This window comes from Mycobacterium sp. E787, assembly GCF_001668725.1.
Taxonomy (GTDB): domain Bacteria; phylum Actinomycetota; class Actinomycetes; order Mycobacteriales; family Mycobacteriaceae; genus Mycobacterium.
Map to the genome: position 1 here is coordinate 46951 of NZ_LZKL01000062.1, position 19301 is coordinate 66251.

Sequence of the window (19301 nt, forward strand, 5' to 3'; positions counted from 1 at the left end):
TCGACGTTCGCGCACTAATCGACTTCCGCTAGGCCGGATTCAGGCCCATCGCAACGAAATCGAGACGCCACAGCGCCTGGAAGAGCCTGCGGGCGAACTTCTCGCGGTCGTCCGCGCCGGCCCGCCGGGAGTCCCCGCCCTGCGCCACCAGCTCGGCGATCTCGCGCATTGTGCGGCAGCCGTCGACGCCCTGCACGAACGGCAACTGAGCCGAATTCAAGGTCAACCGCCAATCCGGCCGGAAGATCTCGTTGCCGGCCAGGCCGCAGCGGTAGCGCATCATCGGAACGTAATCGAGGGCGCCATCGGTCGAAAAGTCAATCGTGTAGCTGTCTTTCGGGCGCTCGGGGCGACACGCCATGAAGACGTGGCAACCGTTCAGCGTCTGGATGCGTTCCATCACCGACCAGTGCTTGCGCTCGGGCAACTCGTTCACGGCTCGATAGAACTCGTTCGGCGCCGTGAACAACTCGTGCGCGTAGTACGGCGCCTTGAGGAACCACCCCTGAAACACGAGCCCGGCCGATTCGACGAGGTCGACACACTCGTCGACGGTATAGCTGCGCTGGCGACCGTGCAGGAACGTATCGACCAGGGCGGCATCGGAGGTCTGCAGATCATCCGCTATCCGGATGTAGGGCCGGACGGGATGGTCCTGCGGCAGCACGGAGATCGTCTCTTTGACGATGTGGACCGACGCATCATCTTGACGTAGCCCCAGGTCGCGAAAAACCGATTCCAGCAGCTCGACGCCGATCCGGCCGTACTTCGCGTACAGCATGAGAGCAAAGGCGCCGTCCGTGCGCAGGCACTGCGCGAGCGCTTTCGCGCCCGCCAGCGGATCCGCCATGTGATGCAAGACGCCGGTCGACACGATGAGGTCGAAGTCGAGGCCCAGCGACGACACCTCTTCGATCGGCAGCCGATGCAGCTCCAGGTTCCACAGCCCGTGCTTGTCTTTCAGGAACTCCTGATGGTCCAGCGACGGCTGGCTGATGTCGACCGCCACCACCCGCGCTGCCGGATTGCCGAACGCGAACGTTGCGGCCTGATTGGTGCCGCAACCCGCGATCAGAATGTCGAGATCGGGTTTGTATTCCCTGTCCGGCCACAACATCCGGTGCGCATGGGCGGGGTCGAACCACTGCCAGTTGCCGGCGGACCACACCTCGAGGTCCTGGATGGGGTGCGGGTACCGCCACCGCTCGTACTGCCGCGTGACAACATCGGAGCGCGGATCCTCGCCCACTTCAGCCGCCTCCTGTCCCTAACCAGCGGAGTTTGGTTTCAGGCCCATCGCCAGGAAATCGAGGCGCCACAACGCCTCGAAGAGCCTGCGGCCGAACCTCTCCACCTCGGCCGCGCCACCGCGGCGCGCTTCCGGGCCCTGTGCGACGTTCGCGGCGATCTCCCGAATGGTGCGGCGGCCGTCGACCTGCTGCACGAAGGGCAGCTGGGAGCCGTTGAGGGCCATGCCCCAATCCGGCCGGAAAATCTCGTTGCCCGACAAACCGCAGCGGTACCGCATCATCGGGACATAGTCGAGGGAGCCCTCGGTTGAAAAGTCAATGGTGTACGACTCTTTCGGCCGCTCGGGACGACACGCCATGAAGAAATGGCACCCGTTCAACGTCTGGATGCGTTCCATCACGGACCAGAGCTTTCGCTCGGGCAACTCGTTGACGGCACGATAGAACTCGCTCGGCGGTGAAAACAACTCGTGCGCGTAGTAGGGCGCCTTGAGGAACCACCCCTGGAACTCGAGACCTGCCGATTCGACGAGATCGACGCACCCGTCGACGGTGAAACTACGGTCCCGGCCATGCAGGAACGTGTCCACCAGACCGGTATCGAACTGCAAATCGTCCGCCGCTATCTTGAGGTAGCCCTGAACCGGGTGATCGGGCGACAGCACGGTGAGCGCCTCTTTTACCATCTGGACCGACGCCTCGTCCTGATCCAGCCCCATGTCGTGGAAGGCCGACTGCAACAATTCGACCCCGATTCGGCCGTACCTCGCGTACAGCATGACCCCCACCGCGCCGTCCGGCCGCACGCAGTGGGCGAGCGCCTTCATGCCCGCCAGTGGCTCGGCCATGATCATCAGAACGCCGGTCGATACGACGAGATCGAAGTCGAGGTTCAGCGACGGCAGCTCCTCGATCGGCAGCCGGTGCAACTCGAGGTTCCACAGCCCGTGCTTGTCTTTCAGGTATTGCTGATGGTCCAGGGACGGCTGGCTGATGTCGACCGCCACCACCCGCGCGGCGGGATTGGTGTAGGCAAAGATTGCCGCCTGGTTGGTGCCGCAACCGGCGATCAGGATGTCGAGATCGGGTTTGTAGTCCCGGTCCGGCCACAACATCCGGTGCGCATGGACGGGATCGAACCACTGCCAGTTGTCAACGGTCCAGGCGTCGAGGTCCTGGATGGGTTCGGGGTACCTCCACCGCTCGTACTGGCGGGAGACGACGTCGTCTCGCGGATCGACCTTCACTTCAGCTGCCCCCTTCTCGGCTCAGCCCGTCAAACGACGCGGTGGTGAGCTGTCTCACATCCGCCCCTTACCTCGCAGGATTATGGGCGGCGGCTCTCCACCGGCGCAAGGGGCCAAAGACCAACGCGCCGAAATCGCCTAAGGCGTCGGGCTCGCGGGCAGGGTCATCTGGACAAAGTCCAGACGCCACAGCGACTGAAAGAGCTTGCGGCCGAATTTCTCCAGCTCACCCACATCGGCCCGCCGCGATGTCCCGTGTGCCACGCGCGCGGCGATCTCCCGGATCGTGCGTCGACCGTCGACGTGCTCCACGAAGGGCAATTGGGCGGCGTTGAGGGTCATGCTGCCGCCGGGTCTGACGATGTCGGCCCCGGACAGGCCGCACTGCAAACGCATCATCGGGACGTAATCGAGATAGCCGGGCTCCGCGAAATCGATTCTGTAGCTCTGCTTGGGCCGGTCCGGACGGCACGCCATGAAAAAGTGGCAGGCGGAAAATATGTGCATGCGCTCCATGACCGACCAGAGCTCACGCTCGGGCAATGCGTTGAGCGCGTCATAGGTGGCGGTCCCCGGCGTGAACCAGTCATGCGAGTAATAGGGCGAATTCAGGAGCCAGCCCTGGAATTCGAGTCCGGCATTGGTGACCAGGTCGATGCAGCCGTCGACGTCGAAGCTGCGGTCGCGGCCATGCAGGAACGTGTCCACCACGGCGGCGTCGTACTGCAATTCCCAGTCGCCTTCCGCCCTGAAATAGGTTCGCAGGGGGTGCTCGGCCGGCAACGCCGAGATCATCTCCTTGACGATGTGCACCGATTTGTCGTCTTGGCGCAGCCCCATGTCGCGGAAGACCGATTGCAGCATTTCGACACCGGTCCGGCCGTACTTCGCATACAGCGTGAGACCGATCGCGCCCTCCCGGCGCAGGCAGGCGCCGACCGCTTTCATGCCGACCAGCGGATCCGCCATGTGATGCAAAACGCCCGTCGACACGATCAGATCGAAATCCCTGTTGAGCGTGGGCAGTTCCTCGATCGGCAGCAGGTGCACTTCCAGATTCGACAGCCCGTGCTTGTCTTTCAGATATTGCTGATGGTCCAGTGACGGTTGACTGATATCGACCCCCACCACCTTGGCGCCGGGATTGCGATAGGCAAAAACCGCCGCCTGGTTGGTGCCGCAACCGGCGATCAGAATGTCGAGGTCGGGTTTGTAGTCCCGGTCGGGCCATAACATCCGGTGAAAGCGGGAAGGGTCGAACCAATGCCAGGTGCCGTCGCCCAATGAGTCGAGGTCCTGGATGGGCCGCGGGTACCTCCACCGCTCATACTGGCGCGAGACGACATCGGAGCGCGGATCGGCTGTCATGTCAGCGGTTCCCCCTTCGCGGTCGGTTCCACGCAGGATTATGGGCCGTCATGCCACACGCGCACCAGAGGCCAAAGACCACGCCGTGCCGCTTGGGCCCGTGTACGCCGTACCGCGGGTACCGGCTAGCCTCGACGCAGACTGAGTGACGGGAGAAGGCTCATGAAGGGATTCGCCGGCAAGGTCGCCGTGGTCACCGGCGCGGGTTCGGGCATCGGGCAGGCGCTGGCCATCGAGCTGGCCCGCTCCGGCGCCAAGGTGGCGATCAGCGACGTCGACACCGAAGGCCTGGCGCAGACCGAGGAGCGGGTGAAGGCGATCGGGGCGGAGGTCAAGGCCGACCGGCTCGACGTCACCGAGCGCGAGGCCTTCCTGGCCTACGCCGACGCCGTCGCCGAGCACTTCGGCAAGGTCAACCAGATCTACAACAACGCCGGCATCGCCTACACCGGCGACATCGAGGTCAGCCAGTTCAAGGACATCGAACGGGTGATGGACGTCGACTTCTGGGGCGTCGTGAACGGCACCAAGGCGTTCCTCCCGCACGTCATCGCCTCCGGGGACGGCCACATCATCAACATTTCGAGCGTGTTCGGGCTGTTCTCGGTGCCGGGGCAGGCGGCCTACAACTCGGCCAAGTTCGCCGTCCGGGGCTTCACGGAGGCGCTGCGGCAGGAAATGATCCTGGCCCGCCACCCGGTCGCGGTGACCACCGTGCACCCCGGCGGCATCAAGACCGGGATCGCCCGCAACGCCACCGTCGCCGAGGGACTCGACCGCGACCAGCTGGCCAAGATGTTCGACAAGCGGCTCGCCAAGACCAGCCCGGAACAAGCCGCCCGCGTCATCCTGGACGCGGTCCGCAAGAAGAGGGCCCGGGTGCTGGTCGGGATGGACGCCAAGGTCCTGGACGTGATGGTGAGGTTGGCCGGTCCGTACTACCAGCAGCTGTTCGGGCCCGTCATGGGCCGCTTGATGCCCAAGCCCTAACGCCTTCACCGCCGAGACTGCGCTCAGCGCGCCCGATCATGACCGAACCACGCGCTGAGCGCAGGCTCGATGGTCGCGCAATCAAGCCCTAACGCCCCAGCGGGTGTTCGGCCAGCCAGCCGCCGGCCACCGCCTGCGGGTCGGCGCCGCCGGCCACCTGCCGGCGCATGTCGGCCAGGGCCGCGGTGTCCAGCACCCCGGCCACCTCGTTGATCGCGAGCAGCTGCCGATCGCTCAGCGCGTTGCGCCGATACAGCGGCACCACGTTCTCGGCCCGGATGAGTGCGGGTTTGCCGTCGGCCAGCGCGACCAGGTCGGCGGGGCTGGCCGGGTCGGCGGCCGTCGTCCATCCCGCGGTCAGCTGACCGTTGCGCACCGCCGCGAAAAGCGCATCCTCCGAAGGGAATTGGCGCGCCGCGGCCAACCGGCAGGAACCGACCGCCAAGGGCGCCTGAAAGCCGTCGACGGCCCCGACGCTCAGCCCGTCGCAGTGCTTGGGCAGGCTGCTCAGGTCCGCGGTGAGGTCGTGGCCGCCCCAGGCCCCGGCGGTGGCCTGGGTGACCAGCAGCACCGGCTTGTCGTCGGCGGCGGTGGTGTAGTCGCCGGCCAGCACGCCCTCGGGCAACGCCGCGATCATCGCGCGGTAGACCTGCGCGTCGGACATCGCCGCCGCCCCGGGCTGTAACCGCTGCAACGTCTGGCCGGTGAACGCGGGGACGACGGTGAAGGCGCCCGAGTCCAGCTTCGCCATCGGGTCGGCGTCGGTTTCGGCCCGCGCCCCGAAGCCGTATGACCGCAGCGCCGCCACGTAGATGGCGGCCAAGAGCGTCGACCCCGGCCGCGAGCCGACCACCAATTCCGGTGCCGGTCGGCGTTCGCCGCAGCCGGCCAGCGCAAGCAGCGCCGCCAGCAGCAGCGCGGCCAGCCTGGTCACACGAACGTGTCTGCGGCGATCGCGACGGCGGCGGCGACGGCTTCCCCGACGCGCGAGTCCAGCGGGCTCGGGACGATCCGGTCCACCGCGAGGTCGTCGCTGACGACGGAGAAGATCGCCTCGGCCGCGGCCACCATCATCTTCTCGGTGATCCGGCGCGCGCCGGCGTCCAGCGCGCCGCGGAACACCCCCGGGAACGCGAGCACGTTGTTGATCTGGTTGGGGAAGTCGCTGCGGCCGGTGGCCACCACCGTGGCGTACTTGGCCGCGATCTCGGGATGGATCTCCGGGTCCGGGTTGGACAGCGCGAACACGATCCCGCCGGGCGCCATCGTGGCGATCAGCTCCTCGGGCACCACGCCGCCCGACAGCCCGAGGAAGACGTCCGCACCCTCGAGCGCCTCGACGAGCCCGCCGGACAGGCCGTCGGGGTTGGTCCGCCGCGCGAGGTCGACCTTGACGCTGTTCATGTCGTCGCGACCGGTGTGCAGGATGCCGCGCGAGTCGAGGACGGTGATGTCCGAAAGACCCATCGTCAGAAGGAGATTCGTGCACGCCACCCCGGCGGCGCCGGCACCCGAGACCACAGCCCGCAACGACGACATGTCGCGGCCGAGCAGCTTGCTGGCGCCCATCATGGCCGCCAGCACGACGATCGCGGTGCCGTGCTGGTCGTCGTGCATCACCGGGCAGTCCAGCGTCTCGATCACCCGCCGTTCGATCTCGAAGCAGCGCGGGGCGGCGATGTCCTCGAGGTTGACGGCGCCGAACGTCGGCCGCAGCCGCACCAGGGTTTCGACGATCTCGTCGGGGTCCTTGGTGTCGAGCACGATCGGGATCGCGTTCAGCCCGCCGTAGGCCTTGAACAGCGCGCACTTGCCCTCCATCACCGGCAGCGAAGCCTCGGGGCCGATGTCACCAAGGCCCAGCACCGCGCTGCCGTCGCTGACGACCGCGACCAACCGGTTCGACCAGGTGTAGCGGGCGGCCAGGGTGCGGTCGGCGGCGATGGCGCGGCTGACCTGCGCGACGCCCGGGGTGTAGGCGATCGACAGGGCGCGCTGGGTGTCCAGTGGTGCGCTGAGGGCTACCGAAAGCTTCCCGCCCACATGCGCGTCGAAGATCTCGTCGTCTCCGATGGGCATCGGCGGATGCGCGGTTTCCGGCATCGCATCAGGGTAAGGGCTACCCATTAGTAGACCTAATTTCTGCTCGGGATCAGATCAGGCCCAGCTCCGTGACCGCGTTGCGCTCGTCGGCCAGCTCCGCGGTCGACTTGTCGATGCGGCCACGGGAGAAGTCGTCGATCTCCAGGCCCTGCACGATCGACCAGTCGCCGCCCTTGGTAGTCACCGGGAACGACGAGATCAGGCCCTCGGGCACGCCGTAGGAGCCGTCGGAGACGACCGCCATCGACACCCAGTTGCCCTCCGGGCTGCCGACCAGCCAGTCGCGCGCGGCGTCGATGGTCGCCGAGGCGGCGGACGCGGCCGACGACGCGCCGCGGGCGTCGATGATCGCCGCGCCGCGCTTGGCGACGGTCGGGATGAAGTCGTTCTCGATCCACGCCTGGTCGCCGACGACCTCGGCCGCGTTCTTGCCCTTGACCTCGGCGTGGAAGATGTCGGGGTACTGGGTGGCCGAGTGGTTGCCCCAGATCGTCATCTTCTTGATGTCGGTGACGGCGGCGCCGGTTTTGCGGGCCAGCTGGGTGATCGCGCGGTTGTGGTCGAGGCGGGTGAGCGCCGAGAACCGCTCCTTGGGAATGTCGGGGGCATTGCTCATCGCGATCAGCGCGTTGGTGTTGGCGGGATTACCGGTCACGCCGATGCGCACGTCGTCCGCGGCGACCGAGTTGAGCGCCTTGCCCTGGGCGGTGAAGATCGCGCCGTTGGCCTCCAGCAGGTCGCCGCGCTCCATGCCCGGGCCGCGCGGCCGGGCGCCGACGAGCAGAGCCAGGTTCACGCCGTCGAAAATCTTGTTCGGGTCCGCGCCGATCTCGACGCCCGCAAGCAACGGGAAGGCGCAGTCGTCGAGCTCCATCACGACGCCCTCGAGCGCCTTGAGCGCGGGCTCGATCTCCAGCAGCCGCAGCTCGATCGGGCGGTCGGGCCCCAGCAGCGCGCCGCTGGCGAGGCGGAACAACAGGCTGTAGCCGATCTGGCCGGCGGCGCCGGTGACGGCGACCTTGACTGGACTTGCGCTCACGTCGAAGTGCTCCTTATGGAGAAGATCGGGATTGTGTGTCGTGCTCGAAACTAGCGCACCCCCGTCCGCGCGAAACCTCCGGTCCACGGCCGCCGCGGAGTTTTCACGTCGTGTTTCACCAGGACGCGTAGCATTGAGCACCGCTTATCGGCCATGCGCTGCGATCGGAGGTGGGGGTGTTTCCCGGACCTGACGCATTGCCCGAGGTGCTGCGACCGCTCGCGCGCGAGCCGCACGAGCCGCAGGCCGAGCGCGTCGAACAGCCGCCGCACGAGACCTTGGTCGACTGCGCCGTCTACGCCGAAGGCCACCGGCTGCCGGGGAAGTTCAGCTACGCCGCCGCCGTCAACCGGGTGCGGCAGATCGAGATGCTCGGGCACCAGGCGTTCGTCTGGGTCGGGCTGCGGGAGCCCAACCTCACCGAGATGCAGGACGTGGCCGACGTGTTCGGGCTGCACTCGCTGGCCGTCGAGGACGCCGTCTGCGCGCACCAGCGGCCCAAGCTGGAGCGCTACGACGAGACGCTGTTCCTCGTGCTGAAGACGGTCAATTACGTGCCGCACGAATCGGTGACGCTGGCCCGCCAGATCGTCGAGACCGGCGAGGTGATGATCTTCGTCGGTAAGGACTTCCTGGTCACGGTCCGCCACGGCGAGCACGGCGGGCTCTCCGAGGTGCGCAAGCGGATGGAGGCCGACCCCGAGCAGCTGCGCCTGGGGCCGTACGCGGTGATGCACGCGATCGCCCACGAGGTGGTGAACCACTATCTCGAAGTGAGCCATTCCGTCGAAGCCGACATCGACAGCATCGAGGAGGTGGCGTTCGCGCCCGGCCGCAAGCTCGACGTCGAGCCGATCTACCTGCTCAAGCGCGAGGTCGTCGAACTGCGCCGCTGCGTCAACCCGCTGTCCGGGGCGTTCCTGCGGATCCAGCAGGAGAACAAGGACCTGATCGCCAAGGAGGTGCGCCGCTACCTGCGCGACCTCGCCGACCACCATTCCGAGGCCGCCGAGCACATCGCCAGCTACGACGACATGCTCAACTCGCTGATCCAGGCGGCGCTGGCCCGTGTCGGCATGCAGCAGAACAACGACATGCGCAAGATGGCGGCCTGGGCCGGCATCCTGGCTTTCCCGACGATGGTCGCCGCGATCTACGGCATGAACTTTCATTTCATGCCCGAGCTGAACTGGACGTGGGGCTACCCGGGCATCATGGCGCTGATGGTGGTCGTCTGCCTGGTGCTGTACTTCCAGTTCCGCCGCAACAACTGGCTATAGCTTTTTCCTCGCGAGCAGACACAAAAGCCCCCAATTCGTCGGCGTGTCGGGGGCTTTTGCGTCTGCTCGGCGCAATGCGCGGTCGTGGCTTTTCCACATTACGCAGCCAGCTGACTACTCGGGTAGCTTGCCGCGCAGCATCGTTAGGGGTGTGGACATCGAACGCGCGCTCTTCGAGTGCGGCGGGCAGGCGACTACTTCCCAACTGTTGACTGTGATCTCGCGTAAGCGATTGGCCGGACTTGTCAAGTCCGGCAGGCTTATTCGGATATGCCACGGTGTTTATGCGGCGAATGAGCCCGACGCAATCGGCGCGCTGGCGGCGCTGCAACTAAAGGTCGGCCGACCGGTAGTCGCGTGCATGGGCACCGCTGCGGCGCTGTATGGCTTCGACACGGAGGCCACGTCCCAGCTTCATGTTCTTGATCCAGGGATACGGATGCGCCCGTCGCTGGGGCTGACGGTGCACCAGCGAATTGGTGCTCCGCTGCGACGAGTCCAGGGTCGCCTGGCGACAGCGCCGGCATGGACCGCAATCGAATTGGCCCGGACGCTTCGGCGCCCGCGCGCCCTGGCGACGCTTGATGCCGCCCTGCACGTCGGCGCCTGCACCCGCGCGGAATTGGACTCGGCGATTCGCGAGCAGCGGGGTCGGCGCGGGATCGTCAAGGTCCGGGAACTGTCTGGCTATGCCGACGGCCGCGCCGAATCCCCGATGGAGAGTGAGGCGCGACTCGTTTTCATCGATCATGCACTGCCGAAGCCCGAGTTGCAGTACAGCGTCCTCGATCGCCACGGCAAACTCTGGCGGGTCGACTTCGCCTGGCCGGAAGCAATGGTCAGCGCGGAATACGACAGCGTGGAGTGGCATGTCGGTCGCGATGCCCTATTGCATGACCGACTGAAAACCGCTCGACTGCAGGAATGCGGTTGGACCACAATTCCGATGACGGTTGACGACATCCGGCGGGATCCACTCAGCCTGGTGGCGCGCATCAACGGCCACCTGACGAGGCCCCGCCTGGCCGGCTGACGGCCCTCACCTTCACCTCGCGAGCAGACACAAAAGCCCCCCATTCGTCGGCGTGTCGGGGGCTTTTGCGTCTGCTCGGCGATCCAGGCGCCACGCCGTCAACGCGGTTGCGCCGCAGGCCGTTTCGGGTCGAGCACGTCGACGCCGTCGCTGCGCCACGCCTGCCGCATCGCCTCGGCGCCCTTGAGCCGCACCCACGCGGCCTCGGTCGCGGTGATCGGAGTCGCCGACAGGAACTGCACCGGGTCGCGGGGCGCCTCCAACGGCAGCTGCGGAATGTCGCTGTGGCCCAGCAACACCGCGGTGAACGGCACCCGCCCCGACGGCCACGCCCACAGCGGAGAGCCGAGGTCGATCAGGGCGTCGGCGACCAGCACCACGCCGTCGACGGCCGGGGTGGCCGCCAGGACTGCCAGGCTGCGGGCGATGCCGGTGGCGGGCCCGGGATCCCGCAGGCTCAGCACGACCTCGGCCCGCGGGCCGCGCAACGGGTCCGCGACCATTTCGGTCGGGTCGGTCATCGGGTGGCACGAGCACCCCAGCGACACGTAGTGCACCAATCCGCCGCCGCGAAACCGCAGCACCTCGATCGGCTCGGTGCCCAGGAACGTCACGCTCGCCGAGTCGGGCTCCACCCCGGCGAAGTGGCCGCACACGTGGGCGCGAACAAGGTCGGAAATCACTCAGCCGGAGGGATCGTCAGGTTCGCCCCGGACTCGGCGTCGAAGACGGCCACCTTCGAGGTGTCGAGAGCCAGCTCGATCGACTGTCCCACCGTCGCCTTCGACTCCGCGGAAACGCGTGCCACGAACTGGTTTTCGTGCATTTCGCCCTCGGCCTCCAACTCGTCGAGCTGGGCGGCGTGCACGGCCGGGCCCGCGGTGGTGAAGTACACGTACTTGTCGGCGCCCAGCGATTCGACCAGGTCGACCTTGACCTCGAAGGTCAGCGCCCGGATGCGCTGATAGCCGTCGATCAGCGCGGCGTCGGCCAGGTGCTCCGGTCGCACCCCGACGATGACGTTGTCCGGCCGCCGGTGCCGCTCGATGACCTGCTGGACCTCCGGCGCCAGCATCACCTCGCCGAAAGCCAGCCTCAGGCCGGTTGGCGTGAGGCTCGCGGGAAAGAAGTTCATCGCCGGCGAGCCGATGAACCCCGCGACGAACAGGTTGGCGGGCCGCTCGTACAGCTCGTCGGGCGTGCCGATCTGCTGCGCGACCCCGCCGTGCATCACCACCACGCGGTCGCCCAGCGTCATGGCCTCGGTCTGGTCGTGGGTGACGTAGACGGTGGTGGTACCCAGTCTGCGCTGCAGCCGGGCGATCTCGCCGCGCATCTGCACCCGCAGCTTGGCGTCGAGGTTGGACAGGGGCTCGTCCATCAGAAACGCCTTGGGATGGCGCACGATCGCGCGTCCCATCGCGACCCGCTGACGTTGGCCGCCGGACAGCTGGGAGGGCTTGCGGTCCAGAAGTTCGGTCAGGTCAAGGGTTTTCGCGGTCTCCTCGACCTTCCGGGCGATCTCGGCCTTCTTCATCTTGGCCAGGGTCAAGGGGAAGGCGATGTTCTGCCGCACGGTCATGTGCGGGTAGAGCGCGTAGGACTGGAACACCATGGCGATGTCGCGGTCCTTGGGCGCCTTCTCGTTCATCCGTTGGCCGTCGATGCGCAGCTCGCCCGACGAGATATCCTCAAGCCCGGCAATCATGTTCAGCGTCGTCGTCTTGCCGCAGCCCGACGGCCCGACCAGGATCAGGAACTCGCCGTCGGCGATGGTGATGCTCAGGTCCTGCACCGCCGCGGCGCCGTCGGCGTAGCTCTTGTGGATGTGCTCCAACACGATCTCGGCCATCGCGCTATCCCTTCACAGCGCCAGAGGTCAACCCGGCGACAATCCGTCGTTGGAAAATTAGAACAAAAACGATGATCGGGACGGTAATCACCACCGCGCCGGCCGCGATCGAGCCGGTCGGCTCCTCGAATTGCGAACTGCCGCTGAAGTTCGCGATCGCCACCGGCGCGGTGATCGCCGCCTCAGTGGCCGTCAGCGACAGCGCCAGCAGCAGGTCGTTCCAGGCGAAGATGAACACCAGGATCGCCGCGGTCACCAGGCCCGGCGCCGCCAGCGGCACGATCACCTTGCGGAAGGCCTGACCCGGCGTGGCGCCGTCCATCTTGGCCGCCTTCTCGAGATCCCACGGGATCTCGCGGAAGAAGGCCGACAGCGTGTAAATGGCAAGGGGCAGAGCGAAAGTGATGTAGGGCAGAATCAGGCCGGGCCAGGTGTCGAACAGGCCGATCCGCCGTTCGATGTTGAACAGCGGGGTGACCAGCGAGATCGCCGGGAACATGGTGATCAGCAGGGCGGCGCCGATCAGCAGCCGCTTGCCCGGAAAGTCCAGCCGGGCGATCGCGTAGGCCGCCATCGCGCCGAGCACCACCGCGATCGCCGTGGTGATCAGGCCGATCCCGATCGAATTGATCAGCGCGGAGGTGAAGAACTCGCCGCGGAAGATGCCCCGGTAGTTGTCCAGCGTCAGCGACGACGGAATCAGCCTGCCGTCCTTGACCATCGAGGTCGGCTTGAGCGAGAGGGACAGGATCCACAGCACCGGGACGAGCGCATACAGCACGACCAGGGCGTCGATCACGGCCCACAAGGCGGCGCGCCGCGAGGGTTCAGCGGCCATCCGCGTCACCACCCGGCGCCGCGGCGCCGAACACCTTGATGTAGACCAGCGCGATGATGCCGGCACACACGAAGATCAGCACGCTGATCGCCGAGCCCAGCCCGACGTTGAAGCCCTTGAACAGGTTGTCGTAGCCCAGGATTGACACCGAATCGGTGTTGTTCGCGCCGTCGGTCAGCACGAAGATGTTGTCGAAGATGCGAAAAGCGTCCAGCGTCCGGAACAGTAGCGCCACCACCACCGCCGGCTTGATGATCGGCAGGATGACCCCGGTCAGGCGCCGCCACGCGCCGGCCCCGTCGACCTGCGCGGCCCTCAGTAGGTCCTCGGGCACCAGCGCCAGCCCGGCCAGCAGCAGCAGCGACATGAACGGCGTCGTCTTCCACACCTCGGCCAGCACGACGATGCCCAGCGACGGGATCTGTTGCGTCAGTGGCGCGCTCCCCTGCGGCAGCAAGTTGGCCAGATACCCGGTCCCCGGCGTCCAGGCGTAGTACCAGCTGTACGACGCGACGACGGTGACGATGCCGTAGGGGATCAGCACCGCGGTGCGCACCAGGCCCCTGCCGACGAGCGTGCGGTGCATCACCAGCGCCAGCGCCAGGCCCAGCACGAACTCGACCGACACCGATACCACCGTGATTCCCAGCGTCACCGCCAGCGCGGTCCACCAATACCGGTCGGTCAAAACCGTCAGATAGTTGCCCAGCCCGATGAACGCGGTGTCGTTCGGTGTGGCGAGGTTGTTGCGCTGCAGGCTGAGCCACACGGCGTACCCGATGGGGTAACCCGTCACCGTGAGCATCAGGATCGCCGCCGGCGCCACCAGCATCAGGCCCAGCCGCCGTTCGGCGGCCGAAGCGCTCACGGCAACAACCCCTTGCCGTCGAGGGCCAGCTGCGCCTGCGCGGCGAGCTCGTCGGCCGTGCGCTGCGGGTCGATCCGCGTGATCGGGCTCAGCGCGGTCGACAGCCGCAGCGACAACGCCTGGTAGACGGGCGTGGCCGGACGCACGGCGGCGTCGGTGAGCTGCCGGCGGATCACGGTGTACATCGGGTACTTGGCCTGGAATTGCGGGTCGGAATACAGCGTGTCGCGCACCGCCGGCAGCCCGCCCTGAATCGACACGTACTTCTGGCTCTGCAGGCTGCGCAGGCAGCGCACGGCTTCGAACGCCTCCGCTCGGTGGCGGGTGGTGCTGGACACCGCCAGGTTCAGCCCGCCGATCGTCACCTTGGCGGGCATGGCCGGGGCCACCCGGGGATAGGGCGCGAAGCCGAACACCTTCTGGCTGGCCTCGTAGGCGATGCGGAATTGCTCGTCGTCGGGGACGAACGTCCCGACGTCGTTGACGCTGCCCGCCAGCGCCGGATCCCGGTTCAGCGGCAGGAAGGGCACGCCGCCCTTGACCGCGTTCTCCAGGAAAGACGCCAGCACGTAGGGCCAGTTGACCTCGAGCGCGGCCTTGCCCTGCTCGACCGCCAGCCGCGCGGTGCCCTCGTCGGTGCGGCTGATCGACGGGTCGGCCCCGGGCGCGGTGGCCACCGACTTGAGGACCCGCAGCGCGGCGACGGTCGCGGCCCGGTGCGCGGGGGTGTCGGTCAGCGTGACCCGCCGGCCGTCCTCGGAGAGCACCTGACCGCCCGCGCTCACCAGCAGCGTGTTGAACCACACCACCAGGCCCTCGCCCTCGTTGGCCTGGACGGCGATCCACGCCGGCTGCCCGGCCGCCTGCAGCCGGGCGGCCTCGGCCACCATGGCGTCCCAGGTCATCGGCGCCCGGTTCACCAAATCCGTCCGGTACCAGAGCAATTGGGTGTTGGTCGTCACGGGTGCGCCGTACAGTTGATGCTTCCAGCGGGCCGTCGCGAGCGGGCCCGGCAGGGTGTCGACGGTCGCGTCCGACTCGGCCAGGCCCGCCGGGTCGTCGGAGAGCGGCAGGGCCCAACCGGCCTCGGCGAACTCCGCGGTCCAGACCACGTCCAGCGCCATCACGTCCAGCCCGCGGTCGTGCGCGCTCAGCCGCCGGGCCAGCTGCACACGCTGCTCCCCCGGCCCCCTGGGCAGGCTCACGTGCCGGACCGTGAACCCGAGACGCCTGGTGCAGTCCTGCGCGACCGCGGTGAAGGTGGCCGCATCGGTGGCGGGCGTGTAGAAGCTGATCACCAGCCCGCCGCCGGGCGTCCCGCAGGCCGACAGAGTTGATGCCGCGGTCAGCGCCGCCAGGACGATTGCGCCGAGTCGGCCCGCTCGACCACGACGCCCGCCCACCGATTCAGATCGCCAGGCGCGCCAGCAGATCCCGCGCCTTCTCTGCGTTTTGCGGATCGCAGAGCACGTCGTAGCGGCCGGCCACCAACTGCATGGTCGAGCTGAAATCCCTTGTGCCACGCGCCATTGCGTAGGGAACCGCGGAGGTGATGAGGCCGAAGAACACCCCGGCGACCAGGCCGGTGGCCAGCGCGGCCCACGGGTTGGGGCTGAAGAACCCGAGCACCAACCCGATGAACAGGCCAAGCCACGCCCCGCTGATGACGCCGCCGCCGAGCACTTTCGGCCAGGACAACCGGCCGGTGACGCGTTCGACCTGCATGAGGTCGACGCCGACGATGGTCACCTGCTGCACCGGGAACTGCTGGTCGGACAGGTAGTCGACGGCGCGCTGCGCCTCGGCGTAGGTCGGGTAGGAGCCGACCGGCCAGCCCTTGGGCGGGGTCGGGAGCGACGGCACGCCGCGCCGGGACGCCGCCGCGCCGCCGGGCGTGGCGCCGGGTACCTGTCCGGGCTGGAAAGGATTGGTCATCGTCGCTCATTCTCCTCCGCCTCGGCCATCCTTTCATCCCGGGCCACGGGGTGCGCATGGGCTAGGTTGAACACCATGGCAGCTCCCGGCGGTGGCCACGGCGACCAGGCCGTCCGGCCGCCAACCGGCGGCCACGGGCCCGAGCAGCCCGCCTGGCAACCTCCCTGGGATCCGCCGGCCATCGAATATCCGCCCCCGGCGTTTTCGCCGCTCGGCTACCCGCCGATGCCGCCGCCCGGGTACGGCCCGCCGCCCGGGTACGGCCCGCCACCCGAGTACGGCCCGCCACCCGGGTACGGGCCCCCTCCCGGCTTCCTGCCGCCGCCGCCCGGCTTCGGGCCGCCGGCCTATCCGGGGTATCCCGCCGGCCACCACGCGGCGCCGGACTACCGGGCGCAGGCCGGGACCAACGGCCTGGCGATCGCCTCGCTCATCGCGTCGTTCACCGGTTTCTTCTGCTGCGTCATCGGCTCCGTCGCGGCGATCGTGCTGGGCGTGGTCGCCCTGAACCAGATCAAACAGACCCGCCAGGACGGCTATGGCCTGGCGGTCACGGGCATCGTGATCGGCGTCGGCACCCTGGTGGTGTTTCTGGTCATCGCGATGTTCAGCATCCATTCGCGTTAGCGGCGATTCATCGGCGGACACCGGCATGGCCGCCTGCCGTCCGCGGGGCGGCTGAATAGGCTTCCGTGCATGGCATCGGTCAACAGGGTCTACGTCGCGCGGCTCCCGCGGATGCTGGTGTTGGGTCCGCTCGGCGAAAACTTCGGCCGCGTCCGCGATGTGGTGATCAGCATCAGCATCGTCCGCCAACAGCCCCGCGTCCTGGGGCTGGTCGTCGACTTGGCCACGCGCCGAAGCATTTTCATCCCGATGCTGCGGGTCGCCGCGATCGAGCCCGACGCGGTCACGCTCAACACCGGCAGCGTGTCCCTGCGCCATTTCGAGCAACGGCCCGGCGAGGTGCTGGCGATGGGCCAGATCCTCGACACCCCGGTCAAGGTCAACGATCCCGAACTGCCCGAGCTGGCCGGCCTCGGCGTGGTGATCACCGACCTGGGCATCGAGCAGACCCGGACACGGGACTGGTTGGTCACCCGGGTCGCCGTGCGCACCCAGCGACGGCTGGGACGTCGCGGCCCCGTCCACGTGGTGGACTGGCAGAACGTGCAGGGGCTGACGCCGTCGGCGCTGGCGCTGCCGGGTCAGGGGGTCGCCCAGCTGCTCGCCCAGTTCGAGGGCCGCAAGGCCGTCGACGTCGCCGACGTCATCCGCGGGCTGCCGCCCAAGCGGCGCTACGAGGTGCTCAAGGCGCTCGACGACGACCGGCTGGCCGACGTCCTGCAGGAGCTGCCCGAGCTGGATCAGGCCGACGTGCTCTCGCAGCTGGGCACGGACCGATCGGCCGACGTGCTCGAGGAGATGGATCCCGACGACGCCGCCGACCTGCTCGGCGTGCTGAACCCGACGGACGCCGAGATGCTGCTGACCCGGATGGACCCCGACGAGTCCGAACCGGTGCGCCGGCTGCTCACCCACTCCCCCGACACCGCGGGCGGGCTGATGACCTCCGACCCGGTGGTGCTGACGCCGGACACGTCGGTCGCCGAGGCGCTGGCCCGCGTGCGCGACCCCGACCTGACCGCGGCGCTGTCGTCGATGGTGTTCGTGGCGCGACCGCCGACGGCCACCCCGACCGGGCGCTACCTGGGCTGCATCCCATTGCAGCGGCTGCTCCGCGAGGCGCCGGCCGAGCTGGTCGGCGGGATCGTCGACAGCGACCTGCTCACCCTGAGTCCGGAGACCCCGCTGGGCTCGGTGACCCGCTACCTCGCCGCCTACAACCTGGTGTGCGGCCCGGTGCTCGACGACCAGAACCACCTCTTGGGAGCGGTGACCGTGGACGACCTGCTCGATCACCTGCTACCGCACGACTGGCGCGTTGACGTGCAGGAGCTCGACACCACCGGCCGCATCGAACGACGACTGGGAGGCTCCGGGTGAGCAGATCCACGGCAACGCGACGGCTCTACACCCCCCGCACATCGCGCCGGTATTCGCCACGGGTGGACCCCGAGGCGGTCGGGCAGATCACCGAGTCCATCGCGCGTTTCTTCGGCACGGGCCGCTACCTGCTGATCCAGACGGTCATCGTGATCGGCTGGATCCTGGTGAACGTGTTCGCGGCGGCACTGCGCTGGGACCCGTACCCCTTCATCCTGCTCAACCTGGCCTTCTCGACGCAGGCCGCCTACGCCGCGCCGTTGATCCTGCTGGCGCAGAACCGCCAGGAGAACCGGGACCGGGTCGCGCTCGACGAGGATCGCCGTCGGGCCGCGCAGACCAAGGCCGACACCGAGTACCTGGCCCGCGAGCTGGCGGCGCTGCGGCTGGCCGTGGGCGAGGTCACCACGCGCGAATACCTGCGCCACGAGCTGGAAGACCTGCGCTCGATGCTGACCGCGTTGCTGCCGGAAAGCGCCGACGAGGAAGCCGCAACGGCGAGTGACGACTGGGAGCCGACCGCTAAGAAATCCCGGTAATTATCAAATCCGCCATTGCGCCACTCCCGTCACGGGGGTTATGTATTGTGATCTGGTTCACGAAGCTAAGCAGGTAGTTTCCCGACCTTTGAGGACGGCCGAGTGCGCATTGGGGGACGTTGGGGTCCACGCCCGGCCGCCGCGGCCGTGCGACAGCGGGTACTTCGCGTGCCAAAGCTCCGGCTGACGAAAATCCGGGTGTCGAAAACGCCCGCGTTCGGCGTCGCCGTGATCACCCCCCTCGTCTTCGCCGGTGCGGTCGGCGGCGCCGCCCCGACGTATTCCGCTCACCCGGCACCGGTCCGCAACCAGCCCGCCCCGGTGCGCGCCGCCATCTACCCGGTGGCCGCGGTCTCGCCGAGCGTCCCCGACACCTCCGGGCCGGTCGTCATCGCCGCGGACCGCACACCCACCGCGTTCCACATCGCCGAGGCCGCGCCGTCCGCCCCGCCGCCGCCGATGATCGTGAATGCGCCCGGCGCGCTGGGCATCCCGTCGGTCGCCCTGGCCGCCTACCGCAGCGCCGAGCAGAAGATGGCCGTCGCCGCCCCCGGCTGCGGCGTCAGCTGGAACCTGCTCGCCGGGATCGGGCGCATCGAGTCGGGCCACGCGGGCGGTGGCGCGGTCGACGCGCGCGGCACCGCGGTCGTCCCCATCTACGGCCCCTCGCTGGACGGGTCGCTGCCCGGCAACGAGGTCATCGTTCAGAGCACGGCCGGCAATCGCCCCACGTACGCGCGCGCCATGGGCCCTATGCAGTTCCTGCCCGGCACCTGGGCGCGCTACGCCGCCGACGGCAAGGGCGACGGAACCGCCGATCCGCAAAACCTGTTCGACTCGGCGCTGGCCGCCGCCCGGTACCTGTGCAGCGGCGGGCTGAACCTGCGCGACCCCATGCAGGTGATGTCGGCGATCCTGCGCTACAACAACTCGGTGCCCTACGCGCAGAACG

Annotated in this window: 19 protein-coding genes; 7 read left to right on the forward strand and 12 right to left on the reverse strand. The window is 68.1% G+C overall.

Going from position 1 to position 19301, the window contains the following annotated elements:
• Positions 1-28 precede the first annotated feature (28 nt).
• The 3 genes from A5705_RS13350 to A5705_RS13360 all read right to left on the reverse strand — a co-directional run bounded on the left by A5705_RS13350 (position 29) and on the right by A5705_RS13360 (position 3865).
• Complete coding sequence (locus tag A5705_RS13350; RefSeq protein ID WP_068278038.1) at positions 29-1249, reverse strand: bifunctional 2-polyprenyl-6-hydroxyphenol methylase/3-demethylubiquinol 3-O-methyltransferase UbiG; 1221 nt, start codon at positions 1247-1249, stop codon at positions 29-31.
• A gap of 18 nt (positions 1250-1267) precedes the next feature.
• Positions 1268-2497, reverse strand: coding sequence for a bifunctional 2-polyprenyl-6-hydroxyphenol methylase/3-demethylubiquinol 3-O-methyltransferase UbiG (locus tag A5705_RS13355; protein ID WP_068278039.1), 1230 nt, complete (start codon positions 2495-2497; stop codon positions 1268-1270).
• Between the two features lie 138 nt (positions 2498-2635).
• Positions 2636-3865: a bifunctional 2-polyprenyl-6-hydroxyphenol methylase/3-demethylubiquinol 3-O-methyltransferase UbiG gene (locus tag A5705_RS13360; RefSeq protein ID WP_068278045.1), complete on the reverse strand. Its 1230-nt coding sequence runs from the start codon at positions 3863-3865 to the stop codon at positions 2636-2638.
• 162 nt (positions 3866-4027) lie between these two features.
• Here A5705_RS13360 and A5705_RS13365 point away from each other — a divergent pair, with 162 nt between their 5' ends.
• Entirely contained in the window at positions 4028-4855 is an 828-nt protein-coding gene (locus tag A5705_RS13365) for an SDR family oxidoreductase (RefSeq protein ID WP_067882911.1), read from the forward strand.
• An 88-nt stretch (positions 4856-4943) separates the two neighbouring features.
• Here the strand turns inward: A5705_RS13365 and A5705_RS13370 are convergent, their stop codons facing one another.
• The 3 genes from A5705_RS13370 to A5705_RS13380 are packed head-to-tail and all read right to left on the reverse strand — an operon-like array spanning position 4944 to position 7997.
• On the reverse strand, positions 4944-5789 hold the full coding sequence (locus A5705_RS13370; RefSeq protein ID WP_068278047.1) for a glycine betaine ABC transporter substrate-binding protein: 846 nt from the start codon (positions 5787-5789) through the stop codon (positions 4944-4946).
• Complete coding sequence (locus A5705_RS13375) at positions 5786-6958, reverse strand: NADP-dependent malic enzyme (protein ID WP_156763115.1); 1173 nt, start codon at positions 6956-6958, stop codon at positions 5786-5788. The genes A5705_RS13370 and A5705_RS13375 overlap by 4 nt, the downstream gene beginning before the upstream one ends.
• A gap of 49 nt (positions 6959-7007) precedes the next feature.
• Positions 7008-7997, reverse strand: coding sequence for a malate dehydrogenase (locus A5705_RS13380; protein WP_068278051.1), 990 nt, complete (start codon positions 7995-7997; stop codon positions 7008-7010).
• A 176-nt stretch (positions 7998-8173) separates the two neighbouring features.
• On the opposite strand from A5705_RS13380, the gene corA reads away from it, so the two are divergent.
• Positions 8174-9277: a magnesium/cobalt transporter CorA gene (gene corA / locus A5705_RS13385; RefSeq protein ID WP_068278078.1), complete on the forward strand. Its 1104-nt coding sequence runs from the start codon at positions 8174-8176 to the stop codon at positions 9275-9277.
• Between the two features lie 139 nt (positions 9278-9416).
• Positions 9417-10310, forward strand: a complete 894-nt coding sequence (locus tag A5705_RS13390) for a hypothetical protein (protein WP_156763118.1) — start codon at positions 9417-9419, stop codon at positions 10308-10310.
• 98 nt (positions 10311-10408) lie between these two features.
• On the opposite strand, the gene A5705_RS13395 is transcribed toward A5705_RS13390, so the two are convergent.
• From A5705_RS13395 to A5705_RS13420, 6 genes are read right to left on the reverse strand one after another with little or no spacing between them, the layout of a single operon-like run.
• On the reverse strand, positions 10409-10993 hold the full coding sequence (locus A5705_RS13395; protein ID WP_156763116.1) for a suppressor of fused domain protein: 585 nt from the start codon (positions 10991-10993) through the stop codon (positions 10409-10411).
• Entirely contained in the window at positions 10990-12162 is a 1173-nt protein-coding gene (locus A5705_RS13400; RefSeq protein ID WP_067882907.1) for an ABC transporter ATP-binding protein, read from the reverse strand. The genes A5705_RS13395 and A5705_RS13400 overlap by 4 nt, the downstream gene beginning before the upstream one ends.
• A gap of 4 nt (positions 12163-12166) precedes the next feature.
• Entirely contained in the window at positions 12167-13000 is an 834-nt protein-coding gene (locus tag A5705_RS13405; protein ID WP_068278085.1) for a carbohydrate ABC transporter permease, read from the reverse strand.
• A complete protein-coding gene (locus tag A5705_RS13410; protein ID WP_068278082.1) occupies positions 12990-13832 on the reverse strand; it encodes a carbohydrate ABC transporter permease in 843 nt (280 codons plus the stop codon). Before A5705_RS13410 ends, A5705_RS13405 begins: the two co-directional genes overlap by 11 nt.
• Before the next feature lie 32 nt (positions 13833-13864).
• A complete protein-coding gene (locus A5705_RS13415) occupies positions 13865-15271 on the reverse strand; it encodes an extracellular solute-binding protein (protein WP_068278053.1) in 1407 nt (468 codons plus the stop codon).
• Positions 15272-15275: 4 nt separating this feature from the next.
• Positions 15276-15803: a general stress protein gene (locus A5705_RS13420; protein WP_068278055.1), complete on the reverse strand. Its 528-nt coding sequence runs from the start codon at positions 15801-15803 to the stop codon at positions 15276-15278.
• Positions 15804-15878: 75 nt separating this feature from the next.
• Between A5705_RS13420 and A5705_RS13425 the strand changes: the two genes are divergently transcribed.
• From A5705_RS13425 to A5705_RS13440, 4 genes are all read left to right on the forward strand, one after another.
• Positions 15879-16430, forward strand: coding sequence for a DUF4190 domain-containing protein (locus A5705_RS13425; RefSeq protein ID WP_068278057.1), 552 nt, complete (start codon positions 15879-15881; stop codon positions 16428-16430).
• Positions 16431-16499: 69 nt separating this feature from the next.
• The gene (locus A5705_RS13430) at positions 16500-17810 is read left to right on the forward strand and encodes a magnesium transporter MgtE N-terminal domain-containing protein (protein WP_067882903.1); all 1311 of its coding nucleotides are present in this window, start codon (positions 16500-16502) and stop codon (positions 17808-17810) included.
• Positions 17807-18349: a DUF1003 domain-containing protein gene (locus A5705_RS13435; RefSeq protein ID WP_068278058.1), complete on the forward strand. Its 543-nt coding sequence runs from the start codon at positions 17807-17809 to the stop codon at positions 18347-18349. The genes A5705_RS13430 and A5705_RS13435 overlap by 4 nt, the downstream gene beginning before the upstream one ends.
• 102 nt (positions 18350-18451) lie before the next feature.
• Positions 18452-19301, forward strand: an 850-nt coding sequence (locus A5705_RS13440; protein ID WP_197521268.1) for a lytic transglycosylase domain-containing protein, incomplete at its 3' end; no start/stop codon positions are given.